At 35.6% G+C, this 19,735-nt stretch carries 21 protein-coding genes and 1 pseudogene; 13 read left to right on the top strand and 9 right to left on the bottom strand.

Annotated features, from left to right (window positions below):
- Positions 1-323 precede the first annotated feature (323 nt).
- The 9 genes from P3G65_RS11345 to P3G65_RS11305 form a co-directional block, all read right to left on the bottom strand.
- Positions 324-719 carry a hypothetical protein gene (locus P3G65_RS11345; protein WP_207144602.1) on the bottom strand — a complete coding sequence of 132 codons (396 nt, stop codon included), beginning with the start codon at positions 717-719 and terminating at the stop codon, positions 324-326.
- A 224-nt stretch (positions 720-943) separates the two neighbouring features.
- Positions 944-1,375, bottom strand: a complete 432-nt coding sequence (locus P3G65_RS11340; RefSeq protein WP_207144603.1) for a Spx/MgsR family RNA polymerase-binding regulatory protein — start codon at positions 1,373-1,375, stop codon at positions 944-946.
- Positions 1,350-1,517: a hypothetical protein gene (locus tag P3G65_RS11335; protein ID WP_014386630.1), complete on the bottom strand. Its 168-nt coding sequence runs from the start codon at positions 1,515-1,517 to the stop codon at positions 1,350-1,352. Before P3G65_RS11335 ends, P3G65_RS11340 begins: the two co-directional genes overlap by 26 nt.
- Positions 1,514-2,950 carry a Y-family DNA polymerase gene (locus tag P3G65_RS11330; protein ID WP_207144604.1) on the bottom strand — a complete coding sequence of 479 codons (1,437 nt, stop codon included), beginning with the start codon at positions 2,948-2,950 and terminating at the stop codon, positions 1,514-1,516. Before P3G65_RS11330 ends, P3G65_RS11335 begins: the two co-directional genes overlap by 4 nt.
- A 221-nt stretch (positions 2,951-3,171) precedes the next feature.
- The gene (locus P3G65_RS11325; protein WP_207144605.1) at positions 3,172-3,621 is read right to left on the bottom strand and encodes a hypothetical protein; all 450 of its coding nucleotides are present in this window, start codon (positions 3,619-3,621) and stop codon (positions 3,172-3,174) included.
- A gap of 187 nt (positions 3,622-3,808) precedes the next feature.
- Positions 3,809-4,048 carry a hypothetical protein gene (locus tag P3G65_RS11320; protein WP_086583248.1) on the bottom strand — a complete coding sequence of 80 codons (240 nt, stop codon included), beginning with the start codon at positions 4,046-4,048 and terminating at the stop codon, positions 3,809-3,811.
- Positions 4,049-4,188: 140 nt separating this feature from the next.
- Positions 4,189-4,980, bottom strand: a complete 792-nt coding sequence (locus P3G65_RS11315) for a ParA family protein (RefSeq protein ID WP_207144578.1) — start codon at positions 4,978-4,980, stop codon at positions 4,189-4,191.
- 164 nt (positions 4,981-5,144) lie between these two features.
- Entirely contained in the window at positions 5,145-6,269 is a 1,125-nt protein-coding gene (locus P3G65_RS11310; protein WP_207144579.1) for a RepB family plasmid replication initiator protein, read from the bottom strand.
- Positions 6,270-6,516: 247 nt separating this feature from the next.
- Positions 6,517-7,245, bottom strand: coding sequence for an XRE family transcriptional regulator (locus P3G65_RS11305; protein ID WP_207144580.1), 729 nt, complete (start codon positions 7,243-7,245; stop codon positions 6,517-6,519).
- Positions 7,246-7,626: 381 nt separating this feature from the next.
- Between P3G65_RS11305 and P3G65_RS11300 the strand changes: the two genes are divergently transcribed.
- From P3G65_RS11300 to P3G65_RS11240, 13 genes and pseudogenes are all read left to right on the top strand, one after another.
- Positions 7,627-7,788, top strand: coding sequence for a hypothetical protein (locus P3G65_RS11300; RefSeq protein ID WP_155379950.1), 162 nt, complete (start codon positions 7,627-7,629; stop codon positions 7,786-7,788).
- Between the two features lie 619 nt (positions 7,789-8,407).
- Entirely contained in the window at positions 8,408-8,776 is a 369-nt protein-coding gene (locus P3G65_RS11295) for a hypothetical protein (RefSeq protein WP_040087856.1), read from the top strand.
- 85 nt (positions 8,777-8,861) lie between these two features.
- Positions 8,862-9,047 (top strand): hypothetical protein, encoded by a 186-nt coding sequence (locus P3G65_RS11290; RefSeq protein ID WP_040087855.1) that lies wholly within the window; start codon positions 8,862-8,864, stop codon positions 9,045-9,047.
- Between the two features lie 19 nt (positions 9,048-9,066).
- Positions 9,067-9,945 carry a serine protease gene (locus P3G65_RS11285; protein ID WP_284071369.1) on the top strand — a complete coding sequence of 293 codons (879 nt, stop codon included), beginning with the start codon at positions 9,067-9,069 and terminating at the stop codon, positions 9,943-9,945.
- 61 nt (positions 9,946-10,006) lie between these two features.
- Positions 10,007-10,402 carry a hypothetical protein gene (locus tag P3G65_RS11280; RefSeq protein ID WP_040087853.1) on the top strand — a complete coding sequence of 132 codons (396 nt, stop codon included), beginning with the start codon at positions 10,007-10,009 and terminating at the stop codon, positions 10,400-10,402.
- 118 nt (positions 10,403-10,520) lie between these two features.
- Positions 10,521-14,342 (top strand): SpaA isopeptide-forming pilin-related protein, encoded by a 3,822-nt coding sequence (locus P3G65_RS11275; RefSeq protein WP_284071368.1) that lies wholly within the window; start codon positions 10,521-10,523, stop codon positions 14,340-14,342.
- Positions 14,343-14,422: 80 nt separating this feature from the next.
- The gene (locus P3G65_RS11270) at positions 14,423-14,797 is read left to right on the top strand and encodes a hypothetical protein (protein WP_214515618.1); all 375 of its coding nucleotides are present in this window, start codon (positions 14,423-14,425) and stop codon (positions 14,795-14,797) included.
- A 25-nt stretch (positions 14,798-14,822) separates the two neighbouring features.
- The gene (locus P3G65_RS11265) at positions 14,823-15,374 is read left to right on the top strand and encodes a hypothetical protein (protein WP_258272636.1); all 552 of its coding nucleotides are present in this window, start codon (positions 14,823-14,825) and stop codon (positions 15,372-15,374) included.
- 151 nt (positions 15,375-15,525) lie between these two features.
- Positions 15,526-15,744: pseudogene (locus P3G65_RS11260) on the top strand (YdbC family protein); the annotation flags it as partial.
- A 239-nt stretch (positions 15,745-15,983) separates the two neighbouring features.
- Complete coding sequence (locus P3G65_RS11255) at positions 15,984-16,769, top strand: DUF3801 domain-containing protein (protein WP_207144585.1); 786 nt, start codon at positions 15,984-15,986, stop codon at positions 16,767-16,769.
- Entirely contained in the window at positions 16,766-18,535 is a 1,770-nt protein-coding gene (locus P3G65_RS11250) for a VirD4-like conjugal transfer protein, CD1115 family (protein WP_207144586.1), read from the top strand. Before P3G65_RS11255 ends, P3G65_RS11250 begins: the two co-directional genes overlap by 4 nt.
- A 26-nt stretch (positions 18,536-18,561) precedes the next feature.
- Positions 18,562-18,900, top strand: a complete 339-nt coding sequence (locus tag P3G65_RS11245) for a hypothetical protein (protein ID WP_155379948.1) — start codon at positions 18,562-18,564, stop codon at positions 18,898-18,900.
- Between the two features lie 24 nt (positions 18,901-18,924).
- On the top strand, positions 18,925-19,734 hold the full coding sequence (locus P3G65_RS11240) for a hypothetical protein (protein WP_207144587.1): 810 nt from the start codon (positions 18,925-18,927) through the stop codon (positions 19,732-19,734).
- Position 19,735 lies beyond the last annotated feature (1 nt).

Raw genomic sequence — 19,735 nt, 5'->3', positions numbered from 1 at the left:
TAATTTTAGACCTTATATACAAAAAAAGACTCTGCATCTTTGGAGACTTATAGCTCCAGGGAAATGTAAGAGTTCGGGTAAGATTATTATAGCAAGACGCCTAAGTAATGTAAAGAGGTCATTTTAACGTGAAAATCATTAATTCTGTTAAAATATATTCAAAACACAATATGTAGACTTTATACCAACATATTTAACGATATATTGTGTTTTGTTTTATTTTTACATTTGTGTTATTTTTAAGTTACACATTTTTACATCTTCTACTACTTTGATAAGTCACGAAAATAAAAAGCACCATCTGTTCTGGTGTCTTTTTGTATTTATTCTTCTATCTCAACTACTAATCTCTTATTTCTAAATTGCTCATTATTTTCAAGTACCAAGGACTCTAGTTCAGAATTATCAGCACCTAACATTTTAAATAGATTTAAAAGGCCTCTTGCTCCCTCACCATTATAACCGATACTAAAACCATCTTTGATAAAAATTTTGTGCCCATAATCCTTATTTGGATCAATTTCTGTTTCAATTAAAACATCTGCAGCTCCGTTAGCTTTCTTCTGAACATTAATTCTCAATGGCATACGCTCTTTAATAAAAGGCAATATTAGATTAATAAATTCAAGTGACTCTTGAGTACCATTTAATGTAAGGTTAATTCTGGAATTAATTTTATCCATATCAATAGTTTTTTCTTTTTTAACTGTTATATTCATTATATATCCCCAATCTATTAATATTATAATATTTAAAAAATTTCGTGTCAAATTTCACAAAAATACTAAAAAACTTCTCCAAACTAAGGAGATGAAAATCGAATTGTGTACTTGAAGTATATCAAAAAAATCCCAACAAATGTTGAGATTTACCTAAAGAACAGAGTTCTATTATAACATAGAAAATATAAGGCTTGCAGTCAATATTAGTATGTTATAGAAGCTTACCCTGCCAGGAGTTCCGTTTCTCTTAAGTGAGATATTTTTGTCCTTGCATCGACTCTTCTTTTTTCTTTTGAGATAAACTTCCTAATATTCTCACTATCATAGCCTAACTGCACTCTTTTCTCATCAAAAATAATAGGTGTACACAGTAATTCTAGGTGATTTTGTAAAAAGGACAGTGCAGACTCTAAAGACAATTCTTCGAGACTATTTACAAGCCACTGATATTTAGGGTCTGTCTTTTTCTTACGACCATATAATGCTGACAGCCCCTCTTCTTCTAGGCTCAATATTTGGATCAAAATGTCACGAGTGAGGTTGAAAGGTTGACGGCTGATATTGATTTCTTCATAATTAATGTCATGATTATCTAGCCACCGTCTCGCACTCCGACAAGATGTACTGCTATTCTTTGTGATTATCGTTACCATTCTCTTCTTCCTCCTGCTCCTCTATAAACTTCTTCTGTGCTTCAGATAATTCACCTGTCGCAAAAGCGCCCCACTTCATCATCCCTCGGTCATGATAAGTTCTGATGGCTTCATATTCACTGTATGAACGGTCTACTGTCATATACTCTCACCTCCTGCTGCAGCGTGTCCGCCTATCATTTTATGTCTCTCTAATACTCTTGAACCTGAAGCTAATGCACTTGCTTTTTGTATGGCTGTGAAGTCAAACTTCTCTCTGATTTCATCTACAGCTCGCTGCAGCGCTTCTTGTTTGTTCACTTGCTTATCATCTTCAAGCATGGTTTCAAAGAGTGTCAGTTGCTTTATATTCTCGTCTGATAAGTGAAAGCCCCCTATCCCAATTTCTCGTACCGGTCCACCCTGGTACTTTGAAGAGAACATTCTTAAGGCTTCATTTTGAATCACTAACGTGCTCTGTGTAGGGTCTATTTTACAGGACACTTTAATCGATGGCGCATTGCTTTGATAAGAGTGTCTGACCCATAATGAAAGCCCTCCTGCCAACTTCTTTCCTTTACGTAATCGAATGGCTAAGTGTTCTGCCATTTCCTTTATCACAAGCACGATCTCTTCTCTTCTTTCATAATCCCTTGGTAAAATCTGACTGTTGCTGTAACTCTCAGATTTTTTTATATGTCGGTCACGTACATTGGTTTCGTCGATGCCGTTGGCATGAAAGAATTGCTGAAGCCCAACCACTCCCATTTTCCTTTTGATAAGTTGAGGGTTGGCATGTGCCAGGTCTTTTATCGAATAAATACCAAGCTTATTTAATGTCCGCTCTGTGGCTTTGCCTATTCCCCAAAAGTCAGTCATCTTTGGGATTGTCCATATCTTATCAGGGACATCTTCATAACGGATAAGGGCTCTCATGTTTTTGTTGTGTTTAGCGTAATTATCCATTGCAATCTTAGCCAGTAGCGGATTATCTCCCATTCCTACCGTTATATATAAACCAGTACGTGCAAGAACTTCCCTCTGCAGCTTTTGTGCCAGTCTATCCATTTGTACATACTTATCTTTTATATCTGGGTAGAAAAGATTTAAGGACTCTGTGACATCCATAAAGGATTCGTCAATGGAGTAGGAGTGAATTTCTTCAAAGGAAGTATAGCCTGACAGTATCTTTTGCATACGTATATTTTCTTCAATGTACAAGGCCATTTGAGGGGGAACAATGTGCGTACGTTTTGCCCAACTCTCTATAAAAGCAACATATTCAAGCGTTGGCTCTGTACGTTGTCCATGAATATCTGTATGCTTTTCATACCACTTTTGATAGTTAAACTTTCTTGACTCAATTAAAAAAGGCAAATCACGTGCTCGACTCACATTTGATTTACCGAATACTTCTTTAAATTTGGGGCTTGATGCCAGGATAAGACCGTATGAATTGTCTGACCTGCTCATGACACATAAAGAAGTTGTTAAGGGGTGTAACTTCCTTTGAACACATTCAATGGATGCATAGTTTGATTTGACGTCCTCAAAGAAGATAGCCCTGCGTGGCTCTTTATCATAATCAATCCTCATCTTTGTTTACTCTACATCTGTATAATTTCACCATCATAGAGTTCAGCTAAGTAACTTGCGACTTCTTCACTCCAAGTCATGGCTACGCTGCGACTCCAAACTGGAACTGACAGATCTTCCTCTCTATTAATATCTTGTTTAAAGTTTAAATATTGTCCTTCTTCATTTTTAACTGCAAATTTAATAGCGATTCCTCCTATCTGTCTTTTAATATTATTGTTCTATTTATAAGTTACTTCAGTATCTTCGTAAAACATCTTCATTAACTCTTCACCGTCATCAATCATCATTTTTACCTTTTGATTAAACTGGTCTTTGAAGATGGGGTGTACTTCTAGAAATTTCATCATTGCTTCATGAGTTCTTGAAGTTAATGGAATTCCCTTTCTTGGCATCACTTTTTGCATTCTATAAAAGAGGTCTATATCAAGTATAAATTGCGCAATTGATATATCTCTAATAATCGGAGTTATTTGGTCGATTACTGTACGTTCACTCGATGATATTCGAAAATTTACTTTTCCTCTACCTGTAGTATAGAATAAGCCAGTGCTGTCTGCTTTTTGAAATCTGTAATAGCCCTTCGATTCTTTCTCGATAAGTTTTAAAAGCAAAATTATTAGTCCTTTTGCATTCTGAAATTGCTTATCACTCAAACATTTATTATCCATTGCAGATTTCCTCCACTCAAATCCTTTTATTGATTATATCAATATTATAGCTCTATTTTATATATTTTACAAGAAATGATATTGAATATATCAATATTATTTTATTGATTAAAATATCATATATCTTTATCTGTATAATAAAAAAAAGAGATTTAAAATCTCCTTCTTTGCCTTATACTAATTTAAATTATAGCCCTTTAATCAATTCATTAATAAAGCTTGATGCTGATGGAAAACCTTGTTCTTTAGAAATTGCAGTGAGTTTTTTTCTTACACTCGGCTGTAAACTGAATGTATAATTTTGAGTTTTTTCTTCTTTTTCTTTATAACTAGGAAGTGAAACTTTCTCCTCACTTTCATTCACTTTTTTATTTTCTGGTTCACGTAGTGCTTGTTGTATTTTTTTATTTTTTGGATCAAAAGCCATTATATCTCCTTTATTTAACTAATATATTCTATAATTATAATCGTAAGCATCAAATATAAACACACTTTGTATGTCATTTATGAATTATAATGTGTATTTATATGTATATTTATTATTCATGAACAATAAATATATTGTCTCTATATTGTTGTTGAAATTTTATTAAAGCTATCCGATATTTCATCAAAGAATTTTTTATGCTTCGTGTAAATTTTATGATCCGACTCAAATGCAGAAACTGATTTCTTATCCAAAGTAGTTCTATTAAAAATTTCTTTTTCCGGTATAATAGCTAAAATATTATTTTCATCTTTAATTGCTTCCAAGAGTTCCCTAGAAGATTTTGTATTGTGCTTAACCATATTAGCAACATAATATAAATTTGCAGTAAAGTATGATTCTCTTGTCGAATAGTCAATTGCTTCGTCTTTCAAATCTTTGATTCTTTCTTCCAAATTAAATTTTGCATTATATCCATGCTCACTTGGAGTTAGAGGGCTGATAATTGAATTACTAATTATTAAAGCATTTTTTGTAGCAGTAGAAAAATCTGGGTGAGTATCAAGAATGATATAATCAAACTGTTCTAAATTTAAGCGTTCATAATTATCTGAAAGCCATAAGTATAGTAACATGTTTTTGTTCGTTTTATTCTCAATATCTCTTTCAATATCATCTAAGCGCATATCTCCTGCAATGAGAGAAACGTTCTCTGACACTGAATGAATTTTCACCTTACCCAGGTCTTTAAATATATTTCCTACTGTTCCCTCATTATCATAGATATCATAAATTTGAGATAAATTGCATTGATGGTCTAAATCAATGAAAAGGACTTTTTTTCCAGTATTAGCTAACCATTCGCCAAAGTTAAATGCTAAAGTAGTTTTACCAACACCGCCTTTGATTGCTGAAAATGATACTATCTCCATAATTTCTCCTTATAAATACATGTAATATGTATACGTATATTTGTTATATATAAATATTATACATTGTATAAGTAGCATTGTCAAGCAACAACTATACGTATGATTTATATTTACACTTATATGTATTTGTTATAAACAAAAAGCTATAGACTAATCTATAGCTTTTATAAAGTCTCTAAATACTGAATTATAGCCTTTTTAAGATATTTTGCTATATTTCTTTTTGAATAAGCCTCTTGCTTTTCAGAAACGTATGATAGGTGTTTTTTTATTGCCAGAATTCCTCGTTGATTTTTCAATTCATCATATAGAGGATATACTGACATTTGTAATTCAGCCATTATTGATACTTCCATAAAGTCCTGAGGGAAAAGAAGATTATTTTCTAATAATATTTTTGTGTATTCACTTTGCATTGCCTTAGCTGAATTTAACATTATTAGTTGTTGATTTTGTTCTTTACTCTGAATATAAGTCGGATCATTTTGCTCTTTTTTATAATCACCATTAATATCCAATGCAGTCTTTTTCTTTTCAATATGAAATTGGATAGTATCAATGGCTTTACCTTTTTTGTGTTTTTCATAAGAGATATTAAAATGTGTATGTTCATTAATCTCAAAAATAGGATTTTTTATAACTCTCGTCTCTAAACTTTGGAAACGTGAATATTCTGTAACAGTATCAGTCAATTCTCTTAGTTTTTGAACAGAAATTGATGGATTCCTATACTCTTCAATTTGTGACTCTCTTCGACCGCCTTTTTCATTATAGTGCTCATACTGGTTATAATACATACATAACCACTTATAAAGTATTATTGAATATTTACTGTTCAATCCCATAATATCTGATAACGCATACTGAGTAAAATTCTTTTTTAAGTCAATTAGATAAGGCATTATTGCCTTAGTAAAAGTGATATTCACTATATCGCTATAATCATTCCATTTTGTCTCTTCTAGTGGACTAATTACCCTATATTCATATTTGTTCTTCTTGTCATTTAATTCTTTAATCTGAAAAATTGACTGTCTATGTAAGTTTACAATAGCTTTTTTAAAGCGACTATGTTTATCTGAATCTTGAACATCGAAGAATTTAAATAATTCCTTTTTTGATAAATAGACTAAATTATCTTTTGGTGGGTTTTCTGTATCAATACAAGAGACTGCCATTTCGAAAATTTTTAATGAAGTCTTGTCCATTTTAGCAACAGAACTAATTAAATCATTATGTTCCACTACTTTTCTTTTTTCAATCGTACTCACATTTTTTTTATTGTTCATTGTATTATTCCTTAGAAATTAGGATAACACAATATAGCAACACCGTCAATTATTTTATTGCTATATACACAGTTTTTTGTTGCTATATACACAGTTTTTTGTTGCTATATACACAGTTTTTTGTTGCTATATAAACCTGTAACTATTGATTATTGCTCAGTTTATCTGCACACAAAAGTTTAAAAGTTTAAAATATATAAGATAAATAAATATAAAAAAGGAGCTAAGGCTCCTTTATTTTTTTATTTTAAATTTCTATTGGTAAGAAATGTTCTTTTACAACTCCAATTATTCGAGGATTATCTTCAAAAGGAATAAAAATATCAGGGAATAATCTATTACCTTCTTTATCTTCTAAATCATTTATTGATTGTAATAAGAGCCCTTCTTCAAGAGAAGTAACACATTTAATATATGCTTTTCCTCTTTCAGTATCATCAACAGCACACACTTGTCCTGGATAATCAATACACTCTTGATATTTTATTAAAGCAACCTCTCCATAATGAAAATCAGGTTCCATAGATTCGCCTTTAATACGAATAGCTCGATCATAAGAAACTTCTTTATCCCAATAAAGTATTTCTTTATTGGAATAATCCGTATAACCTTCTCCCAATCCTGCAGATAAAGCTTGTTCTTCTTCTACTTCATAGGGAACTAACAATCGATGAAGAGGAATAACGTTATTTTCTTTTTCTTGTTCAATTAGTTTTTCTTTAGCAAAATTTATAGTTTCGCTTTGGCGGGGTTCAGAAAGCTTTTGATAAAAAGGTAAAATCTCGGTATTAAACAAATAATCAGAATCAACTTCTAAAGTCTCACAAATTTTTTCCAGTACTTTTTCACGAGGAGTTGTACCATTTTGTTCATACAAACGATAAGCCTGTTTAGAAACTCCTATAATTTTAGCTAACTGCTCTTGGGTATACCCTTTATTTTTTCTAGCTTTCTTCAGTCTTTCAGAAAATTTCATATATTTACCCTCAAAAAATATTATTTTTTACTTGACAGTACTAGTTTAAACTGGTACCATATATTCATAGGGAAAAATTGAAACTTAAACCCAAAAAATATATAAAAAAACACCTCAGTTCACACTCGACGAATGTCTGAGGAAACCCAGGTATCTGTCTCTTAATAATCATCTTTATTGATTGTTAAAAACAATAGTGAAGTTGAGCCCTCAAAATTGATGAATAACACAATGTGCCTTGAAGCACCTTAAAAATGATATAAGAAGCAATGTAAGATACTGTTATTATATCATAAAAAGGGAATTTGCGGCAGGTTTTTTGCACGAAAATTTCCTTTTTTTGTGTTTTCTCGTGAAAATTTTTAATAAGAAGGTAACACAATGGTATATGAAGTTATGCAGATAAGAAAAAATAGAAAATCTAAAAATGATGAGATACGAAAATATCAATTTGATTCTAAAGAAAGAGCAGATAATTTTGCCAAAGCTTCCCAATATCCGACACAAGTTTATAAACTTGAAAAGGTTGTTGAAGGAGACTGATAATTGGAACAAACAGATACGATTCATTGTGATTGCGTTGGTTCCAGTTTGGATGCCCTTGCTGTGCTTAGGGATACTTTTAAAAAATGCAAAAGAATTGATAAAAAGAACTTTGAATAATTAATTAGGGCTATCCCTATAATGCAGATATAGTTTAAATGGAAAAACCAAGGTGAGTAACTTTCTTTTCCCGAAGAACACTTATTGACTCCTGCCTTGATAGAAGTTCGACTCTTCTTATCTGCTTATTGATCTTTGACAACTGAATAAAATCTCTAGTGAATAGCGTGACAAGTAACTAGAGAGGTTAACCCTGAAGAAGGGAAACACCATATACAAGACAAGGAGCATTGGCCATGACCAGATAGTCTCATTGAGAAAGGCTGCGAGCCGCACTTGTCAAGGGGTGAGAGGGAACGAGACCATAACCTCTGCGAAGGGTTCTAATTATGAAACCTGTATACGACACCTGTGATCGGGTAAAAAATGTGAGAGCTTACACGGAAAGTATACGAAAAACAATAAGCTATTTAGCAGGTACTACGGTGAATTTGAGGTTCGATTCCTCTAACCTGCATTGCCGAAAGGCTCAACAAAAAAACTCGGGAGGAGAAGAAAGATGCAAAGGAGTACAACGTTCGCCTTAAGGTGGCAAGATTTGGTTCAAATGAGCCGGGATCATAACCATACTTACATTGTAAAAACTTTTGATGGAGAAATAGGTAGAGTAACTACTCGAGGCCTTATTCTTGTCATTAAAGGTGTGGATGCAACAACTAATAAACCTTTTAAGTTGCACCAATTGTTGAGCTTCAAAGAAGCTTTTATCAAAGTGAAAAGTATAACTTCGATGTCTGTTAAATCAAAGCCAAAGAAGACACGGTTAATTGCGGATAGACGTTATCCGAATCAAAAACTGATGACCTTTCCATATAGCAGTTATAATCGCTCAGAACATACAAAAGTCGAGAAGATTAAAACACATTAAAATCGAAGGCTTAATAAATCCTTAAACTCCTTGTAAAGTCTAACGCTTTATGAGAAAATAGAATGGAAAATAATAGGAGAAAAACATGCGTATCAGTGACATCTTCTACTTGTTTGAATTATTTATCTTAATGATTACAGCAAGCATTTTTGTTTTAAAATATGGAGTGATCCTCTTCTGGTGGTTAAGCTCCCCTATCCGACGATTTTTTCAATGGATTTTCTATTTACCTGGTTGGGATGAGCCTTGGATAAAGCACACAAATAGTTAATAAAAATTAGGAGTAAATAATGAAAATTACAAAGAAACAATGGATCGTAGGTGGGGCAGTTGCCCTTGTATTAGCAGGTGGTGGCACAGGGATTGTAGTAAATAACCAAGCACAGGCACAAGCTGAGAAAACAGCGCAAGAAGCTAAGACTGCGCACGACAATCTGATTAAAGAAGCGAAAAAAGCAACGGAAAAAGCAGAAACTTTTAAAGCTGAAGCAGATGTAAAATCTGCACAAGATGCTATCAAGAAACTTGATGAAAAAGACAAAACTTCTCTTATTTCTCGTGTAGAAAAAGTTCGTCAAAACTGGGATTTAGTGAACAAAGCAGATAAAGCTGTTACCAATGCAGAAAAAGTGCAAAATGATGCCAATGTGAAAACAGCTCAAACATCTATTGATAAAATCAAAGATAATATGGCGAAGTCTAAAAAAGCTGACTTGCAAAAACGTTTGGATAAAGTTAAAACTGCAGTAAAAAACAATAAAGACCGTGCAAAAGCAAAAGCTGCAGAGGAAGCAAAATCTAAAGCAAATGCGGAACAACAAAAAGCACAAGCCGCTCAAGAACAAGCACAAGCTCAAAATGATACACAAGCCCAAGCTGCAGATGTAAATAATGCAGTTGCTCCACAAGCAGAAGCTCCTGCAGCATCAGGTAGCGCAGTTGACTATGGTCAATATGCTCAAGCACCTGCACAAAATGCACCAAGTTATAACGCACCAGCACCTTCAGCACCAAGCACTGGTGGAAATGCAATTGCTCCAACAAATCCACCTGCACATAATGGAGGTGGTAATGCAAATCCAAACGTGAGCATAGACGATGCTAACAACGCAATTAATAATGCAAATAAAGCACCTGGTAATGAAGGAGTTGTTAACGGAGGATGGTAAACAAGAAGCAATTCGAGAGAGTTGCTTTTTTTATTTTTAAAAATCAAAAAAGGAGATACTCATGGGAGTAAAACAAACACAAGATCAAGAACTTTTGAAAAATATTAAACTTACAGGTCAAACGAGTTCAGGAGATGTTCAAACTCTTGACATAGATGTAAAAAAACAACCGTCAAAACTGAATATTGAAGCAGAACAAGAACATATTCTGATTAACCTATTAAATGGAGTAGACATTGAAATCAATGCTCATTTCATTAAACAGGATTATCCAACAGATAAAGAAAAATTTCTATTTATGTTAGGTGAAGCATGTTATGGGGCTATGTTTAAATTTTCTGAGTTTAACCCTGAAGAAATTGAGACATTAGAACAAAGAGGAAAGCTTTTTGAAAACTTTATGCAGGAGTTGACGAAAGATGTAAAATTATATCGTAAATTAAATAAAAAAATATAAAGCAATTCTAAAGAGTTGCTTTTTTTATTTGTCCGAAATGACATAAAACTATTCTATAAATATGACGCCAAGGTCGTATTTTTTTGTTTCTAAGTTAAGACTAAAAAAAGGAGGACGAATGAAGAAACAACATAAAATCAGACAGTTAATGAAAGCATTAACTGAAAAAAAGGTTTCGCATTTTAGCATGCGAAAGTCAGGGAAGCGATGGATTACACGTTCCGCAATTGTACTTGCACTTGCAGGAGGGACTGGATTAATTGCAGTAGTTAATCCAAGCCTCATCTCAACAGTTGCTCATGCACTAACCTTGCCACCAGGTAATACACAAATTGGTTCAATTGGATCTAGTCCAGTTATTCAAACAAGCAATAATAGTTTTGCAAGCATGCAACCACTATTTGATAGTTTAATTGGAACGCAACAGCCTGAGTATATTGTTGGGGATACAATTGATGGTTCAGGTGGTAAAAATGTCGGTTGGCATAATAATACGACATACGCAGGTACAGCTATTTCGGATGCAAATAGCAAAATCAATGGTACTTCTGGTTTATCCTATTGGTCCATTTATTATGGATTAAACAAGAAAGATGGCTTCCAAGATGGGGACACCTTCAACTATGTAGGGAAGGGTCAGGCAGTTGCTATTCATAATGTAGGTACAGCTTATAATACAGCAACTAAAAAACATGTTCCAATTGGAATGAAGGTTACAATTAATGATGCAACCTACTATGATTCTACAACGAGCACGACTCCACGTAATGTCTTTGATGATGGTTTCCGTCTTTTAGTTGCTGGTCGAAATAATGGTGGTAATGTCACATTGGGCTATATGGTTTCCATGGATGGCATCGCGAATCCAGGTACAGGACAAGGTTCTGAAGGTGGTGGGTCTGGTGGTGCAGGTGGAGATACGTTAGGTGCCGCATCAGGTATTCCTCGTTCAGTAGCAATTACTTCCACTATAGTAGATGAAACTACAGGAAATCCATTACCGCAAAATTCATTAACTGCTATGAAGGTAGCGGACATTGATGCAGGTCAAGCTGCAGGCCTAGGTTCTGTTAACCAACTTGGATATATTGTATCTAAACCAACTAACCTGACCATCAAGGACAATGTTTTGACTGCAACAGGCAATAATACAGTCGTTGAAGATAGTAATCATCTTAGTCCATATTCTTATATTGCTCTGTACACTGGTGCATCTACATTTATTAATTTTGATGATACCAATGGTAATCAACAACAGGGATCAATTGTGCAAGATTTATTTGGTAACTTAGGTCCTACTTCCCCACGTGAACCTCTAGGCTTTATTGAAATTGATAAAACAACAATCCAATATGGTAAAGACCTTCCAAACAATCTCTATGACTTCCAAGACATCTCCTTTGATGTTCTGGACAGCACTGGTAAGAAAGTAGATACGCTTAAACTTGATTCTTCAGGTAAAAGCGTGAAATCTAAAGGTTTACCACCTGGTAAGTACACCTTGCACGAAACATCTGGCAAATGGTCAAGTACAGGTCAAACGGTTCTTCCAGACTTTACTGTAGAAGTGAAAGCAGGGGATACCACAACGGCCAAACCTAAAAATACTGCAGTCACTGGTGAAATCTCTATCAAGAAATCAGGGGTAGAATCAGGCGATGCCATGTGGAATGAAAACTACACGCTTGAAGGAACAACCTTTAAACTGACGTCTAAAACAGATGGTAAAACCTATACTGCAGTAATCGGTAAAGAAAGTAATGGCGAGTGGAAAACAACCGTTAAAGACTTGCCACTAGGAACTTATACGATTGAAGAAACAAAAGCTTCTCCAGGGTTCACCAATACCTTTGAGAAAAAAGAAGTGACTTTATCTTATAAAGACCAACATACAGAAATTGTCTTTGGTGATGCAAAAGGAACTAACCAAGAGGTTAAAGGCGAAAACACACTCAAAAAATCAGACAATGAAACGGGCACAGATCAAAATGGTAAGGGTGTTCTAAAAACAGCCAAATATGCTTACTTCCATGATGACGACTCTACAGGTTCAAGTCCTCATAAAAAAGGTGACCCTGTGAAGTGGTCAGAAAAACCAGCTCCTAAATTACTTGCAGGAGAAGTTGTTCACTCTGCGATTATCGGAGGTAACCCAGTAAGTTATGGTGACAATGTTGTTATCGATGTTGATGATGAATCTCTTACTGCAGCACTTGGAAACCTTGCAGCAGGGAAATATTATTCAGTGGAAGTCGATGCAGGGGAAGGTTATGTCACTGACCCTATCAAACATTATTTTGAAATCAAGAAACAAGACGATAAAACTCAAAATATTGTCACTCCAGAATCTAGCTCTAAGGAACAGTTGATTAAAGCTAAGGTTTCCATCGAGAAAAAGGTTACCCTACCAGATTCACAAGGTGGTTCAGGCTACAATGGCATTGAATTTACAGGAGAAGCTATGGAAGGGACGATTGCTGATCCTGTGAAATTTGTGACAGGCGTTAACCCTAACACAGGGGATGATGGCTATGCTTCCCAAGAACTAGCTTATGGGGACTGGAAGATTACAGAAACCAAAGGTGTCGAAGGCTATGAGAATATTGACCCTATTTATATCCACATGGAAACCGACACTGAAAAAGATATTTTGACCATTAGTGCGAGTCACAATGAAGATTTCTCAAAACCATTCAGTAAACGCACCTTCAGCTTGAAAGATAGCTCGACTGAATCTAATCCTAATGGAGAGGGAACTGTTGGAGAGGTAACACCAGAAGTACCTACAATTAGCTTATCAACGCTTCACTTCAACGATAATCCAACTCCTGAAAAAGTGCCAAGTATTGACATTGAGAAAGCCAATGACAAGATTCCTGAGCCTGGAGAGGGTAACTTCAAGGATAAGGACAACAACGGTGGTGAAAACGACCGTGACACTCCTGATACAGCCCTTGAGGTAGAATCAGGTAAGACAACTGCGATTAAATTCCGCTTCACAAACAATGGTACTGAAGCTCTCTCTCATTTGACAGTTTCTGATAAGACCATTGAAGGTAAGATTGATGTCAAAGACATTGTTTGGACGTTCAAAGGTGAAAAACTTTCTGTTAATAAAGATGGAGAGTTGACCACTAAAGATGGAAAACTCCTTGTCTTACAGCCTGATGAGTTTGTGACAGGGGAAGGTACTCTTCCAGAGCTTACAGATGGTAAGTTACACGGTGACGAAGTTACTGTGGGCGGTATCGGAGTGGACTCTGGTAAAGAAGTTGGAGACTCTGACAAGTGGTATGGTAAGCCAAAAGAAGAAGCACCAAGTATTGACATTGAGAAAGCCGATACTAAAGCACCTGAAGCAGGAGAAGGTAATCATAAAGATAAACCAAATAATGCAGGCGAAAATGACCATGACACCGAAGATACAGCCAAAGAACTTGAAGAAAATAAAGTTACTGAAATCTTCTTTACGACAACAAACAATGGTACAGAACCTCTTACGCATTTAAAAATCGTGGATAAAACGATTGCCGGTAAGGTTGATGTGAAAGATATTAAGTGGACCTATAAAGGTAAAATACTCAAGGTCAATAAAGACGGCGAGTTAACCACTGAAGATGGGAAACTCTTGGTTCTTAATCCAGGAGAAACAATCGAAGGTAAGGGAACTCTTGAAGGTTTAGCTGCAGGTGATATTCATGGTGACAATGTGTCTGTAGACGGTGTTGGTGTTCATTCTGGCAAAAAAGTCGGTGATGATGATAACTGGTATGGAAAAGTAAAACCAAAAACGTTGATTGAAAAAACAAAAGTTATTCTGCCAAAAACTGGTGAAGAAAAAACTCTTTGGAGTTTGGCAGGTCTTGGTATGCTTCTTGCTGCATTAGCCGTTTGGCAACGTGACAAGCTAAAAGCAATGTTGAATAAAATCAAAAGATAAGTAAATATTGACCGTAATGAGCGGTGAATGGAGGACGTCGCATTAAAAATGATGAAACGTATGAGTAAATTTATGTTAAAATGGAGGACGATGAATTGCTAGAAAATGATGATTTTAAACAGACTGTTGCAGAGTGGATTTATAGGGGCAAAGTAACAATCTATGATTTACCTGCAGAGGAACGCAGAGAATATTATTCTACATTCTATATCTTAGCTTTTCGTCGTCTCCGTGAGCACAAACAAATTGAAGAATATGTGAAAGTAATGCGTTTATTATGGGCAGATTGGTCGTATACAAAATTGTATGGTTCAGACTCAGAGGCGCAAGGAATGGGGAAAAAATTATTTGATGCTTACTGGGGAGTAGAGTTAGAATTTAAAGGAGATATGCAATTTGAAGCAGTGGTTCAAGCACTCAAAGAACAGCACCCAGAATTATTTGGAGAAGGTTGATTATTTATTAGATGAAAATAGAACTTTGAGTAATCAGGTTAATTCTCTCAAGAAGAAAATTAAAAGTCTATCTGAGATTAATGAATTTAAGTATTATAATAAGCATATTCTCCAGTACGTAGAGATTCACGAAAAAATATTTATTGTTTCTTTGGAAGAAAAGCTTGACCGGGATGGCAAAGTAACTAATCTTGAGTTTATGCTTCATGATATGAATGATTTCAGAAGCCCTGCAAGATGGCATACGCATATTGACTGTGATATCTTTCGTGATCAAGAATACGGTTTTATCGATCGTCTTTATATTCAGGAATTTCAAACACGTTATGTTAACCAAGGTTATGGAACACTTTTGATGAATATTTTACTTGATTACGTAAGCCATCATTTGAAAGTTAATGAAGTGATAATCTCAGGTTGGTTATCTCCTGAAGATGAAAAGGATGAAGAAAATCATTTACGTAGAGATCACGTTTACCAAAAGTTTGGTTTTGAAATAAAAGGAGATCATGTTTACAAGATGTTAAAGTGCAATAAAGCTCGAGTTTTTTCTAATTATAAAGACTCAGAAAAATAGAATATTTACGCAAAATCAGCTCTTTCCAATATGTGCTGATTTTTTGTTTTATCATTTATCAGAAGTAACAAAAATTCATGTAAAGACAAATTCGTTGAGATGACTTTATGAATGAAAAAATATTAATTGAAATGGAGGCCAACTTATGGTCATGGATTTTTCAAAAAAACAAACAAATGAAAGCACAGAACTTGAGTTCGAAAAAGTTGAACAAATTGCTATTCTTTCAAAGAATGGTAAAGGGTGGACAACGGAACTTAACCGAGTATCCTACAATGGACGTCCACCGGTTTTAGATTTACGTTCTTGGAGCCCTGAGGGACGAATGGGTAAGGGTATGACTTTATCTGATCAGATCGCTGAAAATCTTTTCCTTACCCTTCAAGCCATCTATAATAACAAAGAAGAGCTTGAACAGGAACAGGAAGAAGAAAAAGAGGAAGTAATGGCTGCTGAAGCGGTAGAAAATGCAGAAATCCCCCCTCACTCAGAACCAGATCTAAAGGTAAATGAAAATACTGTCTGGACACCAGGCAACATGGAAATTTAAAACCAACGTAAAGCAGATTTTTAGAAGTCTGCTTTTTAATATCTAAAGAAGGAAGGTTTATGGGACAAGAACAACAAGAAATGTACCGTGTTTTGATCCGTGATACGCCTCAAACGATACGTCAAAGCCTTTATTTACTAAAGGCTTTAAAACGGCACGTGGAAACAAAAGAGGCCGGTCGTGAACAAGCACAGATTGATTTATTAAAAGCTAAAAATTATGCAGAAGATCTTTCCGGACTTGAGGTTTCTCCCGAAATGGAAAAAGAATTTCTTGCTAAATCTCCATCTGAACGTCAAAAGATGCTTACAGAATGGGGCCAAGAGTTAAAAAGACAAAATTTAGCACCTGGTGAGAAATCGCTTGAATTCTTGATGAAGACAGGCAAGGCAATCGCAGAACCTCAGCTTCTCGAGAAAGCTGTAAATTTAGAACAACTTAAAAATGTTCTGAAAGATTATGGACTCCAGTTCCATATTAAAGCCCTTGATGATGGAAAGCATGAAGTGCTTTTTCTCGCTAAAGATGCCAATGTGGCACGCAATGCTTTTGCACAAGCTCTGGATGAGATTAGTCAAAACCCAGAAATTGTCTCAAGTCCGTCTCTTACACAGTCCATTAAAGAGGCACAGAAGGAAGAAGAGAAAGCCATTGCTGCTAAAATGGCAGAGAAAATGCAAGAACGTCAAGCTGCGATTCAACAGACCATCATTCCAGGACAAGAAGAGCCAAATGTTGGCCAAACGTCTAGTCCCGCTCACTCAGATTTTGCAAATCTTTCCGCACAAGAACCAGTTTCTGATGCTTCAGCACTAGATCTCTTTGATGGAGGGCCAGATTTATGAATAAGCAGACACAAGGTGTGGGATATGGCATGGTAGGTATAACAGGAGCTTATCTTGCAAACAGAGCCACAGAGCTTTATCAAATGGCACCGGATGGAGAAAAAATTCAAACGGTCTTACAAATGCCAGATTTTATCCATGCACAACCTTGGTATCTTTCTTTGCAACAGGGGCCTATTTTAGCTTCTGGAGCAGTTCTTGTAGCTGCAGGACTAGTTTATGCGGTAAGGGACACCAGAGAATATGCGCCAGGTCGAGAACATGGGGATGCCAGATGGGGAACCGCAAGAGAATTAAAAAGCTTTAAGAATAAAAAAGATTTTTCGCAAAATATCATTCTCGGACAAGGCGCCTATAAGAATTTTGGAAAAGCTAAATTCTTTAAGAAAAGTCGAAATAATAACGTCATCGTTATCGGTGGATCTGGTGCAGGTAAGACAGAATCGTTTATTTGGAATAACCTTATGCAAATGAATTCTTCCTACCTTTTGACAGACCCTAAAGGGACAACGGCCAGACGGTTTGGGAAAATGTTCCAAAAGAATGGGTACAAGGTTCGTGAAGTCAATTTTGATACTTTAACCAATTCGGATCACTTCAATCCATTTGCTTATATTAAAGATGAAATTACCCTTAAAAAGGTAATTCTTATGCTTATCGATGCAACCAATGCAGAGCATGAGAAAAAAGGAGAGCCTTTCTGGGACAAATCTGAGGAGATGCTTATTACTGCACTGATGGGCTTCCTTTATTATCGCTATCGAGGTGATGAAAGTCATAAAGGAGATGGTGTCATGCCTAACCTTGCGGATATGGGCACGTTGATAGGATTACTTCCACGTAAACATCCAGAAGTAGAAAGTCAGCTTGAATTCATGTTTAAAGCTCATGCAAAACGTTTTGGTGCAGATAATTTTGCCTATATTCAATGGCGCAAATTCATTGACATGTTCAAAGATAAGACAAGAGACTCCGTTTTAGCTATTACTGTAACTCGTTTCTCTATGTTTGACTTGAAACAAGTTCGAGAGTTTATTGCAGATGATAATTTGGAAATTGATAAATGGGCAAGCGAAAAGTATGCAGTCTTCCTTAAAATTCCAGATTTGGATGACACGTTCAATTTCCTACCTCTTATGGTTTTCCTCCTTGCATTTAGAACATTAGAACATATTGTTGATAATGAAATGGGGGGAGAAGCTAAAGTACCAGTACAATTCTTAATGGATGAATTTGTCAATCTTGGGAAAGTACCAAATATCAAGGAAGCTTTGTCTGTGTTCCGAAGTCGATTGCTCTCTATTGTCATTGTTTTACAAAGTATGAACCAAATGCAGCGTAATTACAAAGACTCCTGGAAGGAATTCTTTGGGAATGCAGATTCTTGGGTTTATTTATCAGGTTCAACTGAACCTGATACGCAAGAGTTTTGGATGAAAACTGGTGGGAAGAAAACGGTCTATCGTAAAAGCCGAGACAGAGGATTTGTACGTTCAGAGCCTGTAGGTATAGATTTAATTACATACAACGGTGTTTCTGAGCTTGATCGAGGCATGTCCTTGGTTAAGATTGCCTCTGTTCCGATGTTTAAGGTACCAAAATATCATTATTTACAGCATCCAAAAGCTAAAGAAGTGGGGAGAAAGCCAGGAGATAAAAACTGGTGGGAACCACAACGCTATCGTAATCTAAGTGAAAGATACGATGCCAATATGAAGAACAACAATCAAGAAGAAGCAGAAGAAATTAACTTTTTAGCTGCTTAAAATTAAAAAATAAAGGAAAAAAACTAATGCTAAAAATTACTCAAACAAAATCAAAAATCATGAACGTAAAAGCCTATTTATCAATGCTTGCTTTTCTGGCTCTCTTTAAAGGACGAGAGGCATCAGCGCAAACATCTGGCGCACAAGTTGGAGAGAACCTGGTGAAAGATCTTATGTGGCTTGTTACAGGTGGTGGGATATTGACAGCTATCTTTGGGATCATTGCACTTATCAATGCAGGACGTGCACAAGATGCACAAGGTAAGTCAGAAGCAGGTTGGTTTATTCTTGGTGGAATTCTCCTTGCGGCTGTTGGTGGTGGTTCAATGCTTTCTGGTGTATTCTCAAATCCCCCAGGGAATTAAAAGAAAGCATAGGAGGGTCTAATTATGGACTTAATTGCAACATTTTCTAAAATTCTAGCAGAATATGATTCATCCACTATGGGATGGGTAACGAATATTATTACAAATGCGACCACTCAGGTCGCTCTTTATTTAGCAGCTATTGTTCTTGTCATGGAACTAGCAAAAATGTTTGAACGAGTGAATACATCAAATAACGGAGTGATGATGCCGAGGTTCTTTGCGGAGATTGCTTGGCGTGGGGCAGTATCTGGTGTCATGATCGCACTGAGTCGTTATATCGTTGAATTCATGGTTCTGGTTGGTATTGGCTTGGTTAAACTGATGGGTAAATATGCGAATGGTGCCTTTGATGTGTTGCCGAATGTAGATATTTCAAGCTCAACAAGTATATGGGACACCATCGGAGGTATCCTTACAGGGAATTTCCTCACATTTGCCTTGGCTTATTCTGTCGGCGTGCTGATCTCTCTTGCAGCATATGTCATGCTTACCGTATTAATCATGCTTCGATTTTTCCAACTCTATGTGTTACTCGCTTTGGCTCCACTTCCTATGGCTTCATTTGCTTCAGCCGAACATCAAAATATAGGGATTACCTATCTTAAATATATTGGTGCTTATGCACTGCAGCCGGCCGTATTATTAACTGTCATTGGAGTTTACCACTTTATGAGCACTGCAGGTTGGGACATATCGGGTTGGCAAATTCCAGGGATTATGGCTTCAGTTGATGGTATTAAAGAATTGCTTTCAGGTATTGTTCAAGGCTTTATCTTTATCATTGCCCTTTGGCAAAGTCATAACATCTCATCAAAATTATTAGGAGTTTAAC

This window comes from Lactococcus sp. bn62 (assembly GCF_029492705.2).
Taxonomy (GTDB): domain Bacteria; phylum Bacillota; class Bacilli; order Lactobacillales; family Streptococcaceae; genus Lactococcus; species Lactococcus petauri.
Note: the sequence above shows the minus strand (reverse complement) of the source record. Positions and strands in the feature narration are given on the sequence as shown.